Genomic DNA, 16,962 nt, shown 5'->3' with positions numbered 1-16,962 from the left:
ATTATGGAAGTTATTTGTCGCGTTCAATTATGAAGCTCGCCAGCGCCTGCAGTGCTGTAGTGTTATAAGAGTGCGCAGCGAGCATTTCTAACGTATCAAGGGCTTCCTGATACAAATCCCGCGCTTTAGCTTGGGCATTTTCAAGGCCTAACAGTGAAGGATAGGTGCTTTTTCCCAGGTGCTGATCGGCACCCTGGCGTTTTCCTGTCACCGCTGTGTCACCGATCACATCCAGAATGTCGTCCTGCACCTGAAACGCGAGACCAATGGCCTCTGCATAGCGGTCGAGCAGCGGCAGGGCTTCACGGCCAGCATCGCCCGCAGTTAAGGCGCCTAATCGTACCGCTGAACGGATCAGCGCGCCGGTTTTATGACGATGGATCTGCTCCAGCTGGTCCAGATCCACAGATTTACCTTCCGCCGCTAAATCAAGCGCCTGTCCGCCACACATGCCGGCCACGCCGCTGGCTTTCGCCAGTTCAGAGAGCATCATCAGACGATATTCAGCGCTGACACCGGGCATCGCCTGGTCGGCCAGAATTGAAAAGGCCAGCGTCTGCAGGGCGTCGCCCGCCAGAATCGCGGTATCTTCGCCATATTTAATGTGACAGGTTGGCTGCCCGCGACGCAGTGCATCATCGTCCATTGCGGGGAGATCGTCATGAATCAGAGAGTACGCATGAATGCATTCAACCGCGGCGGCGGGGGCATCCAGACTCGCCGGGTCGGCGTGGAGCATTTCGCCGGTAGCGTAGACCAGAAAAGGACGCAGGCGTTTACCGCCTAATAATGCCCCATAATGCATGGCATTCACCAGAGGAGAACTCTGAAAAGGAAGTGGCTCTATAAAACGCGTCAGCGCGGCATTAACCTGCTGCTGATACGCGTCGAGTAATCGGGCGAAATCCATTAGCTGTTTTCCGGCGTGAAAGCAGTGAGGTCGGCATCTTTATCATCGTTCAGCAGAATACGGACCCGCTGTTCAGCCTGCTGCAGCGTCTGCTGGCCAGTCCGCGCCAGCTGCACGCCGCGCTCAAATTCGTTCAGGGCTTCTTCCAGCGGCAGTTCACCACTTTCCAGACGGCTGACAATCTGCTCCAGCTGCTGCAATGACGTTTCAAAGCTGGCTGGCTGTTCGGCTTTTTTCGGCATATTTCGTGTCGACTCACGGTTGGGACATTATCTCGCAATCGGTCATGGTAGCTGAGACCCTATGATTAGCAAAATAATCAATGCGGCGGCTGATGAAGAAGCAGTCACCTGACAAAGGTGATATACTCCCGCGCCTCGGATGCGGTTGCGCCTTGCAGCCCGCAATTTTGTGATTTTACCAGCTAAGTGCTGCCTGTTTTAGCACTTATTTGCCCAACGAAGCTGTGTCGCCGCCATGAAGTTTATCATCAAGTTATTTCCTGAAATCACCATCAAGAGTCCGTCGGTGCGTTTGCGCTTTATCAAGATTCTTGCCAGCAATATCCGCAACGTCCTGAAAACCGTTAGCGACGAAATCGCCGTTGTGCGTCACTGGGATCACATTGAAGTGCGTTCGAAAAATCCGGTGCTGCGGGACGTTATTCCCGATGAGCTGACGCGCATTCCGGGGATTCATCACGTTTTAGCGGTTGAAGATCGTGAGTACACCGATATTCATCACATCTTTGAACAGACTTTAGTGCAGTATCGCGACAGCCTTGAAGGGAAGAGCTTCTGCGTACGTGTTAAACGTCGTGGTAAGCATAGCTTCAGTTCACAGGATGTGGAGCGCTATGTTGGCGGCGGTCTGAATCAGCATATTGAAAGCGCCCGCGTACAGCTTAAAAACCCGGACGTGACGGTGAATCTTGAAGTTGAAGAGAATCGTCTGACGCTGGTGACTGCGCGCTACGAAGGTCTGGGCGGTTTCCCGATCGGCACGCAGGAAGATGTGCTGTCGCTGATTTCCGGTGGCTTTGACTCCGGCGTCTCCAGCTATATGCTGCTGCGTCGCGGCAGTCGCGTACATTACTGCTTCTTTAATCTTGGCGGTGCCGCCCATGAGATTGGCGTCCGTCAGGTTGCGCACTATCTGTGGAATCGTTTTGGTCGTTCACACCGCGTGCGGTTCGTGGCGATCAATTTTGAGCCGGTAGTGGGTGAGATCCTCGAAAAAGTGGATGACGGTCAGATGGGCGTGGTGCTGAAGCGCATGATGGTGCGTGCCGCTTCGACGATTGCTGAGCGCTACGGCGTGCAGGCACTGGTTACCGGTGAAGCGGTGGGTCAGGTGTCGAGCCAGACGCTGACCAACCTGCGCCTGATTGATAACGCCTCTGATACGCTGATTCTGCGTCCGCTGATTTCTCATGACAAAGAGCACATCATCAGGATTGCCCGTGAGATTGGCACCGAAGATTTCGCCAGCACCATGCCGGAATATTGCGGTGTGATCTCAAAAAGCCCGACCGTGAAAGCGGTGAAAGAGAAGATCGAGGCTGAAGAGCAGAATTTCGACTTCACGATTCTGGATCGGGTCATTGAAGAGGCGACCAACGTCGATATCCGTACCATCGCTGAGCAGACAGAAGAGGAGGTGGTTGAAGTTGAGACCGTCGCCATGCTGAGTGAGAACGACGTGGTGCTGGATATCCGCTCTATTGATGAGCAGGAAGAGAAGCCTCTGGCACTGAAAGCTACGGAAGTGAAATCGCTGCCGTTCTACAAACTCAGTACGCAGTTTGGCGATCTCGATCAGAACCGGACCTGGTTGCTCTACTGCGATCGTGGTGTGATGAGCCGTCTGCAGGCACTCTATCTGCATGAGCAGGGCTTTAAAAACGTGAAAGTCTACCGCCCGTAGTGACGCCTCAGAGCCAGTCAGCGCCTGTTCAGGTCTGACTGGCTGCATTGTCTTAAAACAGATTGTTCAACTCAGCGTGTTTACGCCTGATAGTCATAAATGCCGGGAGCAAGCACCAGCTGTGCGGCCACTTCGCGCGCCATCTCTTTTCCCACCAGCAGATCGATCAGCTTCAGCGCAAAATCCATTGCCGTGCCAGGCCCCTGGCTGGTCAGCAGATTGACGCGCGGATCCCAGACCACACGCCGCTCCATCCACTTGTCTGACGGAATGGTCTCTTTTAAGCCGGGAAAGCCAGTCATGTTACCGACCGGGAAGAGATCGTGGGGGATGAGTACCGTGCCTGCTGCTGCGCAGATAGCGGCGACGATCCTTTCATTGAGGTGAAACTGGCGTACCGTTTCGACTAACAGCGGACTGTCACGGAAGGTTTCGGCGCCTTTCAGGCCGCCGGGCAGGACGATGGCGGCGAAATCATTGTCGGCGACTTCAACCAGCGTCACGTCAGCCAGCAGACGAACACCGCGTGAGCAGACGATCTCCCGGTTGCCGTCGCTTTCGACGCTGGCGGTGACGACGTTCAGCCCGGCCCGTACCAGCAGGTCGATGGTGGTGACGGCTTCGGTTTCTTCACTGCCATGTGCCAGGCAAACCAGCACTGATGCGTTCGCGGTCATAATGGGACTCCTTGCGTTTTACAATGTCATACAGACGGGTATTCTCCGTCAGCACCAGGCCGTGCGTCCGGGCGCGGCGCAGCAGAAAACCGCTGATATAGTCGATTTCGGTAAGACGCTGGGCGCGTATGTCCTGCAGCATCGAAGAGGTGTTGGCCGCGGTGCTTTCAATCACGTCGAAGATGATGTCCTGCAGGCTTTCGCTGGCAACGTTCTGACCTTCGCGCTCCATGACCCAGCTGATCTCTTCGCACAGTTGCGCGATCTGCTCCGGATAAGCGCGCAGGGCACCGTTCTGGCACTCATACTCCACGCTAAGCGGATTGATGATGCAGTTCACTGCCAGCTTGCGCCAGCAGGCCGCCCGGATGTTGTCATGCCAGGCGACATCAGGCAGGGCATGATGCAGGATATCGGCGAGATCGCTGTAAGCGGCGCTTTTGCGGTTACCGGGGCCGATGTGGGTAATGCCACTGGCGATGTGTTTAATAACGGTGTCGTCGCGCATCGCCGCATGGGTGGTGACGCCGCGCAGCAGCGGCTGAGTCAGCCCTTTCAGCTCTTCCAGCGTCCCCATGCCGTTGTGCAGCAGCAGCACCGGGCAGTTTTCTGGCAGCACGCTTTCCAGGTTTTTCACCGCGGGCGAGACCTGCGGGGCTTTGAGCGTAACCAGCAGCAGCTGGCTTTCTGCCAGAAACAGCGGATCGTTGGCGATAAACGTGCGGTTCGAAATGTTACCCTGTGGATCAATCACATTGGCTGAACAGTAGGGCTGCGGCACCCGCAACCATCCCTGCACCTCATGTCCCTGGCGGGCAAGGGTTGTCATCCAGATCTGACCCAGAGCGCCGCAACCTAACACGGTAATTTTCATGCTGCCTCCCGCTGGCGGGCTATCCATCTATTATTTACTGTCACACTGTCATTATAGCGTTGTGTGCAGCCTGATTTTATTTAGCACCTTAAGACGCGTATTATGCATGTCACTTTAGCGTCAGGAGAAGAAGAGATGCCATCTTTCGATATCGTTTCAGAAGTCGATCTGCAGGAAATTCGCAATGCGGTGGAAAATGCCAACCGTGAAGTGTCTACCCGCTTCGATTTCCGCAACGTGAGCGCCGAGTTTGAGCTCAACGAAAAGAATGAAACCATCAAAATCACCAGCGAGTCCGATTTTCAGGTTAAGCAGCTGGTTGATATTTTGCGTGAGAAGTTACTGAAGCGCGGGATTGAAGGCGGTGCTTTAGAGGTGCCGGAAGAGATTGAGCACAGCGGCAAAAGCTGGGCGGTCGATGCCAAACTGAAAAAAGGCATTGAAAGCGACGTGGCGAAGAAGCTGGTGAAGCTGATCAAAGACAGCAAGCTGAAAGTGCAGACCCAGATTCAGGGTGAAGCATTGCGTGTAACCGGCAAAGCGCGTGATGATTTGCAGGGTGCGATGGCAATCGTGCGCGGCAGTAATCTGGGGCAGCCATTCCAGTTTAAAAACTTCCGCGATTAAGCGGGGGCAGGCTGAATTTCAGCATGAATGCAGTGATAAAAACCCGGCTAAGGCCGGGTTTTTTGTTGTTGAGTTTGGGTGGGCTTCTGTCGCTTTAAACAAGTCGAAATTCTGGAGAGAGTTGGGAGCTGTAGGGCGTCTGTGCGATCGCGCGCTTGCTCAGGGAGCCTGTGCCTTTAGCAAAGACGCAAAAGCGCCATCCATGGCGGCTCAGCGCGGGCGATTACGCACCTCATCCCTGAGGTGCGCCCGTAGCCGGGCCAACGCGTTGCGTTGTTCAAAAACGCTCCCGGCATTTTTGTCCCTGGCCCGCGATGCTTTGCTACAGGCACAGGCTCCCATCGCCTTGGATTTATGAGTTGTCTGTAAGAAGGCTTGTGCCGGGTTTGGCGCGGTTGAGCCTATGCTGGCCCCCTTGCTTTGAGTTTATAAGCTGTCTGAAACCAGGATTGAGTTGGATTTGAGTCTATTAACAGATTCAAATCCTGGGGGAACTTAGCAGCAACTCAAAAGCTCAGGGGCGCAGGGGGCACGGTCAGAGGAGGAAAGCGTCCCGCGCCAGGACGGCGCGGGCCGAGCGTGCCATGGATGGCGGCTTTTGCGACTTTCCGATCTGACCGTGTTCCCTGAGCCAGCTCGATCTCACAGCGAAATGGACTGATGTTGCTCACCCTATCAAGCTGGCTCTCTGGGCCTGCTTCCTAAGTCAGATCGATCTCACAGCTAACATGCCAAACCGGTTTTTTATCAGCAACTACCCAGCAGAGCTTCCAGCTCAGGGCGGCTGGTAACCTTGCTATCAATTTTGATGTAGGCGCTTTTCTCTTCGGGCACGATAAACACAGAGTTAACGCCCGGCTGCGCTTTCAGGCGCTGCTCCAGATTCGGCACGGCCAGTGCGGCATCACTCAGCACGATGCGCAGGCTGCTGACATAAGGCGGCTCCTGCATTGTCATGCTGACAAACAGCCAGGCTGCGGCCACCATCGCGCCAACCAGGAATACGGTCTGCGCATCGAAATGACCAAATACCCAGCCACCCATGCTGCCGCCAACGGCCACGCCCAGGAACTGGCTGGTGGAGTAGATCCCCATCGCCGTGCCTTTGTAGCCTGCAGGCGACTCTTTACTGATCAGCGAAGGCAGAATCGCTTCCATCAGGTTAAAGGCGAAGAAGAAGAGCTGAACACCCACTACCAGCGTCCAGAAATGTCCTTCCGCGCCCCACAATACGATCTCGGCAATGACAATCATCCCGACGCAGCCGACAAAGACACGCTTCATGCGGCGCTTCACTTCGGCATAAATGATGAAGGGGACTACGCCGGCAAAAGCGATCAGCATGGTGGAGAGATAGACTTTCCAGTGTTCGGGAGCCGGGAAGCCTGCCTGTTCAAACTGCCCCGGTAACGCGACAAAACTCGACATCAGCAGGACGTGCAGGCAGAAAATACCGATATTGAGCTTCACCAGACGTGGGTTAGCCAGCACTTTGCGGAAGCTGCCTTTAACCATGCCTGATTCACGGTTCAGAACATGATGGGAGGCCGATGGCACCACCAGCAGAGTGATCACGATACCCAGCGACGCCAGAATCGCAATCATCCAGAACAGCGCATGCAGGCCCAGTGCGTGAGTAACAATCGGGCCGACCACCATGGCGATCGCGAAGGTAACGCCAAAACTGATGCCGATAAACGCCATCGCTTTGGTGCGGTTCTGCTCACGGGTTAAATCGGATAACAGCGCCATCACGGCAGCGGCAATCGCGCCTGAGCCCTGAAGTGCACGGCCCAGAATAATGCCCCAGATGGAGTCGGTGCAGGCAGCAATAATACTGCCCAGGACAAACAGCAACAGTCCGCCAACGATCAGCGGCTTACGCCCGATGCGATCGGAGAGCAGACCAAAAGGAATCTGAAATATCGCCTGGGCAAGGCCATAAATGCCGATTGCCAGGCCAATTAAGGTTTCACTCGCGCCCTGTAATGCCATGCCATAAGTGGTCAGTACCGGCAGGACCATAAACATTCCCAGCATGCGCAGGGAAAAGACCGTACCGAGGCCCCATGTGGCGCGCAGCTCCACCGGAGTCATTTTATTATCGTTCATTCCAACCTCTGTTAATGTGCTGCATTTATTCTAGGGGGCGGGGCAGGGCGGGTAAAACAATAGTTTTTAAGCAGTGGTAACAAAAAGAAAGGGCGCGAAAATCGCGCCCTTTTCATGCTGTATCGGTGCCGGTTACCAGACGTAAGTCAGCAGGTCCTTCGAGGCCGGAGCCATCGAATCCACCGACATCATCACGCTCAGTGCGGTGATGGTCACGATAGAGAAGACAAACAGTTTACGCGCCCAGACACGGTCATCAGCGGTTTTATAACCCGATAACGCCATGCCCAGCCACCAGACGCTAACCGCAGCAGCCACCACCAGATATTTGTAGCCCGCGTAGCCTCCCAGCGTCAGCATCAGCGTGGCAATCATAAACGCTAGGATATAGAGCGTAATATGATTTTTAGCCACGGAAATGCCTTTCACCACCGGCAGAACCGGGATGTTCGCTGCCTGGTAATCTTTAAAGCGGAAGATGGCAATCGCGTACGAATGCGGCATCTGCCACAGGCTAAAGATCGCCAGCAGGATTAATGCGCCAGCATCAAACTGGTTAGAGACCGCGCAGTAGCCGATAACCGGCGGCGCAGCACCCGACAGACTGCCAATCAGCGTACCGTAAACGGAATTACGCTTCATGTAGAGACTGTAGATGCCCACGTACACCACGAAGCCCATCACCGCCAGCCACATGGCCAGCGGATTAGCACCGAAGTAGAGCAACGCAAAGCCAGCAATACCCAGCACAGTGGCATAAACCAGGCTTACTTTCGCGGAGATGAGGCCTTTTACCAGCACCCGATTCCTGGTTCTCTCCATCTTGATGTCAATGTCGCGGTCGATCACGTTGTTAAACACACAACCCGATGCAACCACCAGTGACACGCCCACCAGGGTGATGAGAAACAGGGCGTAATCCGTGTTGCCTTTGGAAGCCAACAGAAATCCGCCGATCACAGAAATTAAATTCCCGAAAATAATTCCTGGTTTTGTAACTTGCAGGTATTGCTTAAACATTACGCGTGACTCTTTAGTGAGGCATCATGTTGTAGTTGAGGTTCCACATGATCCACAGTGAGCCTACTACGACAATCAGGATGATGATGGCCGAGAAGACAATGGCTACCATGTTCCAGCCACCCTCAGATTTGCTGTCTAAGTGCAGGAAGTAGACCAGGTGAACCAGCACCTGAATCACCGCACATACCAGAACAACACCAAGGATAGTACCGTGAGATGCACTGCCATCCATTACCATCCAGAACGGGATCGCCGTCAGGATGATAGAGAGGATGAAGCCGATCATGTAGGACTTCACGCTACCGTGTGAAGCGCCATGTTCGTTAACAGAATGACTCATTACATGGCTCCCATCAGGTAAACAACGGTGAAGACGCAAATCCAGACCACGTCCAGGAAGTGCCAGAACAGGCTCAGACACATGATACGGGTGCGGTTAGTCGCGTTCAGGCCACGTTTGGAAATCTGGAACATCAGAACCAGCATCCAGATCAGACCTGAGGTCACGTGCAGACCGTGGGTACCGACCAGCGTAAAGAAGCCAGACAGGAAGCCACTGCGATCCGGACCAAAGCCTTCAGCAATCAGATGATGGAATTCATAGATTTCCATCCCGATGAAGCCCAGACCGAACAGGAAGGTCAGCGCCAGCCAGCCGATAACGGCACCTTTTTGCTCCTTGTTCATGGAGATAACAGCCATGCCGTAAGTGATCGAACTCAACAGCAGCAGGGCGGTTTCTACCAGAACAAACGGCAGCTCAAAGATATCTTTACCTGCCGGGCCACCGGCAGTGTTGTTGACCATGACAGCATAGGTCGCAAACAGGGTTGCGAAGATAATGCAGTCACTCATCAGGTAGATCCAGAAGCCAAAGACTTTATTGGCTCCTGCATCGTGATGCCCATGCTCCGCATGGGCGTCGTGGTGATGTTTAATCAGAGTTTCAGTTGACATTATTTCAGACCTGCTTTGCTGATTTCGTCAAAGTGCTGGTTCTCAATCTTCTGAACTTCGGCAACCGGAACGTAGTAATCCACGTCTTCGTCGAAGCTCTTCACGATCCAGGAAACGATCATGCCGAGGAATGAAACACCCGCCAGCCACCAGATATGCCAGATCAGCGCGAAACCCATTACCGTTGCAAATGCGCAGATGATAATTGCGGCACCGCTGTTTTTCGGCATATGAATCTCTTCATAAGATTCCGGCTGTTTGTACGCTTCGCCTTTCTCTTTCATTTCCCAGAAAGCGTCACGCTCATGCACATGCGGGATGACAGCAAAGTTATAGAACGGTGGTGGTGAAGAGGTTGCCCACTCCAGCGTACGACCGCCCCATGGGTCACCCGTCACATCACGGTTCTGATCGCGGTCACGTACCGAGACGTAGAACATGGTCAGCTGACACAGAATACCCAGCGCAATCAGACCGGCACCGCCCGCAGCTACCACCAGTAAGGTGTGGAACTGTGGATCGATATCCTGGCTCAGACGACGTGTCATACCCATGAAGCCCAGTGCGTACAGCGGCATAAAGGCAACGAAGAAGCCAATGATCCAGAACCAGAATGCGCGCTTGCCCCAGGTTTCGTTCAGGGTGAAGCCAAATGCTTTCGGGAACCAGTAGGTCACGCCCGCCATACAACCGAACACCACACCACCGATGATAACGTTATGGAAGTGTGCAATCAGGAACAGGCTGTTGTGCAGAATAAAGTCAGCACCCGGAACGGCCAGCAGTACGCCGGTCATACCCCCTACAGAGAAGGTTACCAGGAAGCCAACGGTCCACAGCATGGCAGAGTGCATCTGAATGCGGCCCTGATACATGGTGAACAGCCAGTTAAAGATTTTAACCCCGGTCGGAATCGCGATGATCATCGTCATGATACCGAAGAAGGCGTTAACGTTGGCACCTGCACCCATGGTGAAGAAGTGGTGCAACCAGACGATAAACGACAGCACGGTAATGGCGATGGTCGCCCACACCAGTGAGGTATAACCAAACAGACGTTTTTTGGAGAAGGTCGCGGTAATTTCTGCGAACACACCAAACACCGGCAGTACCAGGATATACACTTCCGGATGGCCCCAGACCCAGATCAGGTTGACGTACATCATCATGTTCCCGCCCATTTCATTGGTGAAGAAATGGAAGCCGAGATAACGATCAAGGGTCAACAGCGCCAGGGTCACGGTCAGAACCGGGAACGCAGCGATGATCAGGACGTTGGTGCACAGCGCGGTCCAGGTAAATACCGGCATTTTGAACAGGCTCATGCCCGGTGCACGCATCTTCAGGATGGTCACGAAGAAGTTAATACCGGTTAAGGTCGTACCAATACCTGAAAGCTGAAGGCTCCAGATCCAGTAATCGACCCCGACCCCGGGACTGTACTCCGCGCCGGAGAGCGGCGGATAAGCCAGCCAGCCGGTCTGTGCGAACTCGCCCACACCCAGAGACAGGTTAACCAGGATCACACCGACCGCAGTAAACCAGAAGCTCAGGTTGTTCAGGAACGGGAACGCAACGTCACGTGCACCAATCTGCAACGGAACCGCGATGTTCATCAGGCCAACCACGAACGGCATCGCCACGAAGAAGATCATAATCACGCCATGCGCGGTAAAGATCTGGTCGTAGTGGTGCGGTGGCAGAATGCCCGCTTCACCGGCCGAAGCCATAACCTGCTGGGTACGCATCATAATGGCATCAGCGAAACCACGAATCAGCATGACGAACGCCATGATGATGTACATGATACCCAGGCGTTTGTGGTCGACTGACGTCAGCCATTCAGACCACAGATATTTCCACTTACCAAAATAGGTGAGCGCAGCAACCAGCGCTGCACCACCTATCAGGATAGCGGCAACCGTAACCATGATAATCGGCTCATGGTACGGCACTGCATCAAGTGTTAATTTTCCGAACATCGTATTATTCCTCGGCTCCCGCGGAAGCGGCGTGACTCATGTCCATACCTTCATGTTTTGGCATGTCCATTTTCCCGTGGCTCATCTTGAACTTGTCGATGACTTGCATGAACAGTTTCGGATCAGCTGAAGAGAAATATTCCACCGGGTGATTTTCGCTTGGCACAGCCACTTTCTCGAAATCATCCATAGTGTTCAGCGTGTTAGGGGCTGCTTTAACTTTAGCCACCCACTGCTGGAATTCCGCATCGTCTTTGGTTGCAATGGCTTTAAACTTCATGCCAGAGAAACCACGACCACTGAAGTTCGCAGAGATACCGTCGAAAATTCCCGGCTCATTTGCAATCAGATGCAGCTTGGTCTGCATACCAGCCATCGCATAAATCTGGCTGCCGAGCGTTGGGATGAAGAAAGAGTTCATGACGGAGTTAGACGTGATTTTGAAGTTCACCGGAGTATTTGCCGGGAAGGCAATCTGGTTCACGGTCGCAATACCCTGTTCCGGGTAAATGAACAACCATTTCCAGTCCAGTGCAACCACATCGATCTCAACCGGTTTCACATCAGATTGCAGCGGTTTGCTGGGCTCCAGTGCGTGGGTTGATTTCCAGGTCAGCACGCTGAGGAAGAGAATGATCAGGATCGGAATGGTCCAGACCACGGCTTCCACTTTGTTAGAGTGTGACCAGTTAGGGCTGTACTTCGCATTCGTGTTGGACGCCCGATATTTCCAGGCAAACACCACGGCCATCAGGACTGCGGGGATGACGACGATCAACATCAGGCCAAAGGCAGTCAGTATCAGCGAACGTTGCTCCAGTGCAATCTGTCCTTTGGGATTTAACAATGCACTATCGCAGCCACTCATTAATAAAGTGCCTGCAATTAATGACAAAATCCCCAAACTTTTATTGTATTTACTGAGTCTCATTTAACGACCTCAATGACAAAGGGCTCTATTGTCGTTTAAGTGTGCGCGCATTTTACGGGAAGGTTTATGCAGTGTAAACCAGCTTAAGGATGTGTCAGATACGTGTTGACACCTTTTGCTAAGGGTGTCACAGATGTTGCGCCAGGTGACAAATAATTAACGCAGACAAGCAGTTGGCATCAATATAACAAAAACCAATGGAAGTAACCGTAAAAAAATCAGGGAAAGGAATAACCCTTACTTTTAACTCCCAAATATTTAACAAGTCTGCATCATTTGCGCGATGAAATTTAACTAAAGTAATTGCTCACCGGTTTTTAGTATTTCCGCTACGCCTCCTCAGGTCATATTGTTATTTTTAAAAAATAACACGCGATGATAAATGGCGGCGACTTATCGGCGTGTCATAAAATAAGCCGCAGCCCGTAAACCTATCGATTTCACTTAAGCATCTGATGCAGGCAACGCAGGGGTTCTCTTCAGCGCCCGATAGTCCAGCAACACTCCCGAAAGCACCGCCAGCAGGGAGAGTGTCATACCCAGCTCAAACAGGCGGGTAAGCAGCGGTGTCAGCGCCGTCACGCCCAACGCATTCAGTGCCAGAGCCACCAGCCAGAGTGCCAGCACGCCGCATCCGGCTGCAAACAGACGATTAGTCCAGCGATAGCCATGAGGATAGTAGCTACGTGTCAGAAAATTGCCACTTTGCTCGACCTGATTCAATGTTTGTCGGCAAAAAGCCAGCAGCACCAGGCCCGGCAGACCCGCCATCACCGTGAAAGCATAAAAGGTCGGCCAGCCCCAGAGTTCCACCAGCCACCCCGCCGCCGGGCCAACATAGACCCGACCCACCGCTGAGAGCGCCGACAACAGTGCGAACTGGGTAGCGGAGAACGACTTATTGCACAGCGTCATTAACAGCGCCACAAAGGCCGCGGTGCCCATGCCGCCACAGAGATTTTCAACAAAGACCGCGCTGGCCATGCTCCACAACTGTTTATCGGTCACCGCCAGCAGCCAGTAACCAAAGTTCGAGACAGCCTGCAGCAGACCGAAAATCATTAGCGCCCGGAACAGGCTCAGACGCTGCATCAGTACGCCGCCATAGAGCGCGCCGATAATGGTCGCCAGCAGACCCAGCGTCTTGTTGACCAGACCGACGTCACCGGCGTTGAAGCCCACGCCGCGAATCAAAAAAGTGGTGGTCAACGAGGCGGCAAACGCATCGCCCAGCTTGTAAAGAATAATCAGGGTAATCAGCAGCCAGGCGTTGTTGCGCTGAAAGAAATCTTTTAGTGGATCGACCACCGCCTGACGCAGTGAATGGGGTGTGGAGATACGGGTATCTGGCTCGCTCGCCACCAGCGTGGCGATAATGCCCGGCACCATCATCAGCGCCATCAGCCAGTAGGTTGCCTGCCAGCCGAGGTAGCGGTCAGCCAGCCACAACGCCAGCCCGCCGGAAATCAGCATTGCCAGTCGATACCCCAGCACGGTAATCGCCGCGCCGCTGCCACGCTCTTCAGGCGGCAGGATGTCCGTTTTCCATGCGTCAAAAACGATGTCCTGTGAGGCGGAGCAGAAGGCAATCAGCACGGCCAGCGCGGCCATCAGGGTAAGATCGCGTCCCGGTTGCAGAAATCCCATCGCGATTATCCCGCCAACCAGCGCCAGCTGACTGACCAGTAACCAGCCGCGACGCCGGCCCAGAAACGGCGGCGTATAGCGGTCCATCATCGGTGACCAGAGAAACTTAAAGACATAGGCCTGGCCGACCAGCGAAAAGAAGCCGATGGTTTTCAGGTCGACATTTTCCACCGTCATCCACGCCTGCAACGTGCCCGATGTCAGGGCCAGCGGCAGTCCGGAAGCAAAACCAAGAAGCAGCAATACGGCGGCGTTTTTCTGGCTGAAGAGGCGAAGATAGTGGTTCATGCGGATCCTGCAGATAACAAAAAGCCCTGCGCAAGGCAGGGCAGAGGAGAGACTGAATTAACGGGCGTTCTGCTTGATGAAGTCGTTGACGCTGGTGTCCTGAGCCATATCCGCGATCACATCGCTCATAGTTGCGTTCACCGCGTTGGTAATCTTCTGGTTATTGGCGTTGAACGCGCCTTCTACGCTGTAAGTCTGGCGGTAGTTTTTAACCTGTTTGTTGCCGTTTTTCGCTGTTGCGATAATAGAGATGTCCGCTTTGGTGGTGATGCTGTAGCGCACATTGCCCTGAGTGACGTCGGCATAGAGGTTGTTCACCACAATCTGCAGATCGACCGCGCCATTAGGACCAATCATATAGCCGCGTGCTGTCATCTGCTTCTCCAGCACTTCCTGCAGCAGGAAGCGCAGGTCACGCGATGACGTTAAGGTCACTAACTGACCATCACGGTTTACTTTTGCCAGCGCCTGATCTTTACGCTGGTCGGCACCGTTGATGCTGACAGTCACGCCCATCAGGCCTGGGTCCTGCTGCGGTAACTGAATTTTAGGCTGGATAGTCAGGGTATTATTGCTGGTTGCACAGCCGGCTAAAATGAACGCAGCCAACAGTGGGAATAACAGTTTTTTCAACATACTTTTTCTCGTTGGTGTCAGGGGGTTGGTTTGCAAAAACTGCGGTCATCATAGCATTGCCCGGCAGTGAAAAAAGCCCTGTTGCCGGGGAAATTGTGTCTGAAACCGTTTTAAGCCTCTTCTCTGACAGGTCGGTTTGCTGTTCGTTTCAGCTGCGTTATTATGCGTGCCGGAAGCGGCCTGACATAAAATGCAATATTTAGCGTGCGCTTGCGGGTAAGCGCACTAAAAGCGACTAAGATTGAATGAGATGGGGCACTGCGCTCGCCATTGAGGAGTAATAGCCATGATCCGCGAACAAATAGAAGAAAAGCTGCGTGTGGCGTTTCAGCCAGCTCATCTGGAAGTGCACGACGAAAGTTACCGGCACAATGTTCCTGCCGGATCGGAAAGTCACTTCAAAGTGGTCATCGTGAGCGACTGCTTTGCAGGCCAGCGTTTTCTGGCGCGTCATCGCCTGATTTATGGCGAACTGGCCGCTGAGTTAGCGGGCAGCGTACACGCCTTAGCCCTGCATACTTACACCCTGAAAGAGTGGGAAGGGTTGCAGGATACCGTACTGGCTTCGCCTAACTGTCGTGGTGCCGGAACACTCGCCTGATCTCCCTTCTCTGAAACGGCCTGCGGGCCGTTTTTTCTGTTATTTAGCGAAAAACGCGATCCCTGGCTCAAAAAAGCAGCAAACCTGCTGAAAAGTGGTGAGTTAGCATCCTCGACTCATTCCAGCGATGCCGCTATAATGCTGCGTCTATTTTTCCGGAATGTCTTCGGGACGCTTCTGGTAACAGGGATCAGGTTCTCTTCACGGAAGCCGTCCCGGTTGTTGGATACGGCGCATTTCACTATGTGTGGTGTCTGAAGTTGACCGAGCACGTGATTTTTTGAGGTAACAAGATGCAAGTTTCTGTAGAAACCACTCAGGGCCTGGGCCGTCGCATTACGATTACTGTCGCTGCTGACAGCATCGAAAGCGCTGTAAAAAAAGAACTGGTTGACGTTGCCAGGAAAGTTCGCATCGATGGTTTCCGTAAAGGCAAAGTGCCGATGAACATCGTGGCACAGCGTTACGGCGCTTCTGTCCGTCAGGACGTGCTGGGCGAGCTGATGACGCGCAACTTTGTTGACGCCATCATCAAAGAAAAAATTAATCCGGCTGGCGCACCGAACTACGTGCCAGGCGAATACAAAGAAGGTCAGGATTTCACCTACGCGGTTGAATTCGAAGTCTATCCGGAAGTTGAGCTGAAAGGCCTGGAAAACATCGAAGTCGAAAAACCTGTCGTTGAAGTAACTGATGCTGACGTTGATACCATGCTGGACACTCTGCGCAAGCAGCAGGCCAACTGGATCGAAAGCGACGCTGCAGCAGGTCCGGAAGATCGTGCCACTATCGATTTCAACGGTTCTGTGGACGGTGAAGAGTTCGAAGGCGGCAAAGCCTCTGATTTCGTTCTGGCCATGGGCCAGGGCCGCATGATCCCAGGCTTTGAAGAAGGCGTTGTGGGTCACAAAGCGGGCGAAACTTTCACTATCGACGTGAAATTCCCGGACGACTACCACGCAGAAAACCTGAAAGGGAAAGATGCGAAGTTCGAGATCGTGCTGAAGAAAGTTGAAACGCGCGAACTGCCAGAGCTGACTGAAGAGTTCATCAAACGTTTCGGCGTTGAAGATGGTTCAGTTGCCGGTCTGCGTACTGAAGTGCGTAAGAACATGGATCGCGAGCTGAAAGGCGCTATCCGTAATCGCATCAAAACTCAGGCAATCGACGGTCTGGTTGAAGCGAACGAAATCGACGTGCCAGCTGCGCTGGTTGACAGCGAAATCGACGTTCTGCGTCGTCAGGCTGCACAGCGTTTCGGTGGCAACGAACAGCAGGCGCTGGAACTGCCACGCGAACTGTTCGAAGAGCAGGCTAAACGCCGTGTGGTTGTCGGTCTGCTGCTGGGCGAAGTGATTCGTACCCACGAGCTGAAAGCTGACGAAGCGCGCGTAAGCACCATGATTGAAGAGATGGCTTCTGCGTATGAAGATCCGCAGGAAGTGATCGAGTTCTACAGCAAGAATAACGAGCTGATGAACAATATGCGCAACGTTGCGCTGGAAGAGCAAGCGGTTGAAGCGGTCCTGGCGAAAGCTAAAGTGACCGAGAAAGAGACCAACTTCCAGGATCTGATGAATCAGACCGCTCAGGCCTGATCACGCATTTAACCGTCTGTGCTAAGCCCGTGACTGAAAAGTCGCGGGCTTTTTTGTGTTTTGCGTCCGGATAGCCACTCTTCGGCGCTATTTGTTTAATAAACAGGCGAATTATTCACGCATCGCTTTTTCCGGGTTAGCGAACAGGGAAAAGATTGTTATGCTTGAAACAT

General features: G+C 53.5%; 16 protein-coding genes. 4 read left to right on the top strand and 12 right to left on the bottom strand.

The features are described from left to right. Positions 1–10: 10 nt before the first annotated feature. Positions 11–910, bottom strand: a complete 900-nt coding sequence (ispA, locus tag ACK13D_RS11775) for a (2E,6E)-farnesyl diphosphate synthase (RefSeq protein ID WP_064689919.1) — start codon at positions 908–910, stop codon at positions 11–13. Continuing rightward, on the bottom strand, positions 910–1,152 hold the full coding sequence (gene xseB, locus ACK13D_RS11770) for an exodeoxyribonuclease VII small subunit (protein WP_010255382.1): 243 nt from the start codon (positions 1,150–1,152) through the stop codon (positions 910–912). Before xseB ends, ispA begins: the two co-directional genes overlap by 1 nt. Positions 1,153–1,387: 235 nt before the next feature. Here xseB and thiI point away from each other — a divergent pair, with 235 nt between their 5' ends. Further along, positions 1,388–2,836 (top strand): tRNA uracil 4-sulfurtransferase ThiI, encoded by a 1,449-nt coding sequence (gene thiI / locus ACK13D_RS11765; protein ID WP_418796426.1) that lies wholly within the window; start codon positions 1,388–1,390, stop codon positions 2,834–2,836. 80 nt (positions 2,837–2,916) lie between these two features. Here thiI and yajL read toward each other — a convergent pair whose 3' ends face one another. Both yajL and panE read right to left on the bottom strand, forming a co-directional pair. Further along, positions 2,917–3,513: a protein deglycase YajL gene (gene yajL / locus ACK13D_RS11760; protein ID WP_010671202.1), complete on the bottom strand. Its 597-nt coding sequence runs from the start codon at positions 3,511–3,513 to the stop codon at positions 2,917–2,919. Beyond that, a complete protein-coding gene (panE, locus tag ACK13D_RS11755) occupies positions 3,467–4,387 on the bottom strand; it encodes a 2-dehydropantoate 2-reductase (protein ID WP_418796424.1) in 921 nt (306 codons plus the stop codon). Before panE ends, yajL begins: the two co-directional genes overlap by 47 nt. Positions 4,388–4,522: 135 nt before the next feature. Here panE and ACK13D_RS11750 point away from each other — a divergent pair, with 135 nt between their 5' ends. Continuing rightward, positions 4,523–5,014, top strand: a complete 492-nt coding sequence (locus tag ACK13D_RS11750) for a YajQ family cyclic di-GMP-binding protein (protein WP_003852530.1) — start codon at positions 4,523–4,525, stop codon at positions 5,012–5,014. 747 nt (positions 5,015–5,761) lie between these two features. Here ACK13D_RS11750 and ACK13D_RS11745 read toward each other — a convergent pair. The 8 genes from ACK13D_RS11745 to ACK13D_RS11710 form a co-directional block, all read right to left on the bottom strand. Further along, entirely contained in the window at positions 5,762–7,126 is a 1,365-nt protein-coding gene (locus ACK13D_RS11745; RefSeq protein WP_010255391.1) for an MFS transporter, read from the bottom strand. A 132-nt stretch (positions 7,127–7,258) separates the two neighbouring features. Continuing rightward, the gene (gene cyoE, locus ACK13D_RS11740; protein ID WP_010255394.1) at positions 7,259–8,146 is read right to left on the bottom strand and encodes a heme o synthase; all 888 of its coding nucleotides are present in this window, start codon (positions 8,144–8,146) and stop codon (positions 7,259–7,261) included. A gap of 13 nt (positions 8,147–8,159) precedes the next feature. Beyond that, positions 8,160–8,489, bottom strand: coding sequence for a cytochrome o ubiquinol oxidase subunit IV (locus ACK13D_RS11735; RefSeq protein WP_008924889.1), 330 nt, complete (start codon positions 8,487–8,489; stop codon positions 8,160–8,162). Further along, positions 8,489–9,106 carry a cytochrome o ubiquinol oxidase subunit III gene (locus tag ACK13D_RS11730; protein WP_009091720.1) on the bottom strand — a complete coding sequence of 206 codons (618 nt, stop codon included), beginning with the start codon at positions 9,104–9,106 and terminating at the stop codon, positions 8,489–8,491. The genes ACK13D_RS11735 and ACK13D_RS11730 overlap by 1 nt, the downstream gene beginning before the upstream one ends. Next, complete coding sequence (gene cyoB / locus ACK13D_RS11725) at positions 9,106–11,088, bottom strand: cytochrome o ubiquinol oxidase subunit I (protein ID WP_010255400.1); 1,983 nt, start codon at positions 11,086–11,088, stop codon at positions 9,106–9,108. The genes ACK13D_RS11730 and cyoB overlap by 1 nt, the downstream gene beginning before the upstream one ends. Positions 11,089–11,092: 4 nt before the next feature. After that, positions 11,093–12,019 (bottom strand): cytochrome o ubiquinol oxidase subunit II, encoded by a 927-nt coding sequence (gene cyoA / locus ACK13D_RS11720; RefSeq protein WP_010255402.1) that lies wholly within the window; start codon positions 12,017–12,019, stop codon positions 11,093–11,095. A gap of 444 nt (positions 12,020–12,463) precedes the next feature. Next, positions 12,464–13,954: a muropeptide MFS transporter AmpG gene (gene ampG / locus ACK13D_RS11715; protein ID WP_010255404.1), complete on the bottom strand. Its 1,491-nt coding sequence runs from the start codon at positions 13,952–13,954 to the stop codon at positions 12,464–12,466. Positions 13,955–14,011: 57 nt separating this feature from the next. After that, entirely contained in the window at positions 14,012–14,590 is a 579-nt protein-coding gene (locus tag ACK13D_RS11710) for a lipoprotein (protein ID WP_010255406.1), read from the bottom strand. A 286-nt stretch (positions 14,591–14,876) separates the two neighbouring features. Between ACK13D_RS11710 and bolA the strand changes: the two genes are divergently transcribed. Both bolA and tig read left to right on the top strand, forming a co-directional pair. Then, positions 14,877–15,191: a transcriptional regulator BolA gene (bolA, locus tag ACK13D_RS11705; RefSeq protein ID WP_008924895.1), complete on the top strand. Its 315-nt coding sequence runs from the start codon at positions 14,877–14,879 to the stop codon at positions 15,189–15,191. Between the two features lie 293 nt (positions 15,192–15,484). Next, positions 15,485–16,789 (top strand): trigger factor, encoded by a 1,305-nt coding sequence (tig, locus tag ACK13D_RS11700; RefSeq protein ID WP_010255408.1) that lies wholly within the window; start codon positions 15,485–15,487, stop codon positions 16,787–16,789. The last annotated feature ends 173 nt before the right edge of the window (positions 16,790–16,962 follow it).

This window comes from Pantoea sp. K16 (assembly GCF_048452805.1).
GTDB classification, from domain to species: domain Bacteria; phylum Pseudomonadota; class Gammaproteobacteria; order Enterobacterales; family Enterobacteriaceae; genus Pantoea; species Pantoea agglomerans.
This window is presented reverse-complemented; position numbering and strand designations above follow the sequence as displayed.

Coding starts and splice junctions, on each gene's coding strand:
- ACK13D_RS11730 (WP_009091720.1), bottom strand. CDS start 9,106: ATGTCAACTGAAACTCTGATTAAACATCACCACGACGCCCATGCGGAG.
- ACK13D_RS11750 (WP_003852530.1), top strand. CDS start 4,523: ATGCCATCTTTCGATATCGTTTCAGAAGTCGATCTGCAGGAAATTCGC.
- cyoE (WP_010255394.1), bottom strand. CDS start 8,146: ATGTTTAAGCAATACCTGCAAGTTACAAAACCAGGAATTATTTTCGGG.
- yajL (WP_010671202.1), bottom strand. CDS start 3,513: ATGACCGCGAACGCATCAGTGCTGGTTTGCCTGGCACATGGCAGTGAA.
- thiI (WP_418796426.1), top strand. CDS start 1,388: ATGAAGTTTATCATCAAGTTATTTCCTGAAATCACCATCAAGAGTCCG.
- ampG (WP_010255404.1), bottom strand. CDS start 13,954: ATGAACCACTATCTTCGCCTCTTCAGCCAGAAAAACGCCGCCGTATTG.
- tig (WP_010255408.1), top strand. CDS start 15,485: ATGCAAGTTTCTGTAGAAACCACTCAGGGCCTGGGCCGTCGCATTACG.
- cyoA (WP_010255402.1), bottom strand. CDS start 12,019: ATGAGACTCAGTAAATACAATAAAAGTTTGGGGATTTTGTCATTAATT.
- ACK13D_RS11710 (WP_010255406.1), bottom strand. CDS start 14,590: ATGTTGAAAAAACTGTTATTCCCACTGTTGGCTGCGTTCATTTTAGCC.
- cyoB (WP_010255400.1), bottom strand. CDS start 11,088: ATGTTCGGAAAATTAACACTTGATGCAGTGCCGTACCATGAGCCGATT.
- ispA (WP_064689919.1), bottom strand. CDS start 910: ATGGATTTCGCCCGATTACTCGACGCGTATCAGCAGCAGGTTAATGCC.
- ACK13D_RS11735 (WP_008924889.1), bottom strand. CDS start 8,489: ATGAGTCATTCTGTTAACGAACATGGCGCTTCACACGGTAGCGTGAAG.
- bolA (WP_008924895.1), top strand. CDS start 14,877: ATGATCCGCGAACAAATAGAAGAAAAGCTGCGTGTGGCGTTTCAGCCA.
- panE (WP_418796424.1), bottom strand. CDS start 4,387: ATGAAAATTACCGTGTTAGGTTGCGGCGCTCTGGGTCAGATCTGGATG.
- xseB (WP_010255382.1), bottom strand. CDS start 1,152: ATGCCGAAAAAAGCCGAACAGCCAGCCAGCTTTGAAACGTCATTGCAG.
- ACK13D_RS11745 (WP_010255391.1), bottom strand. CDS start 7,126: ATGAACGATAATAAAATGACTCCGGTGGAGCTGCGCGCCACATGGGGC.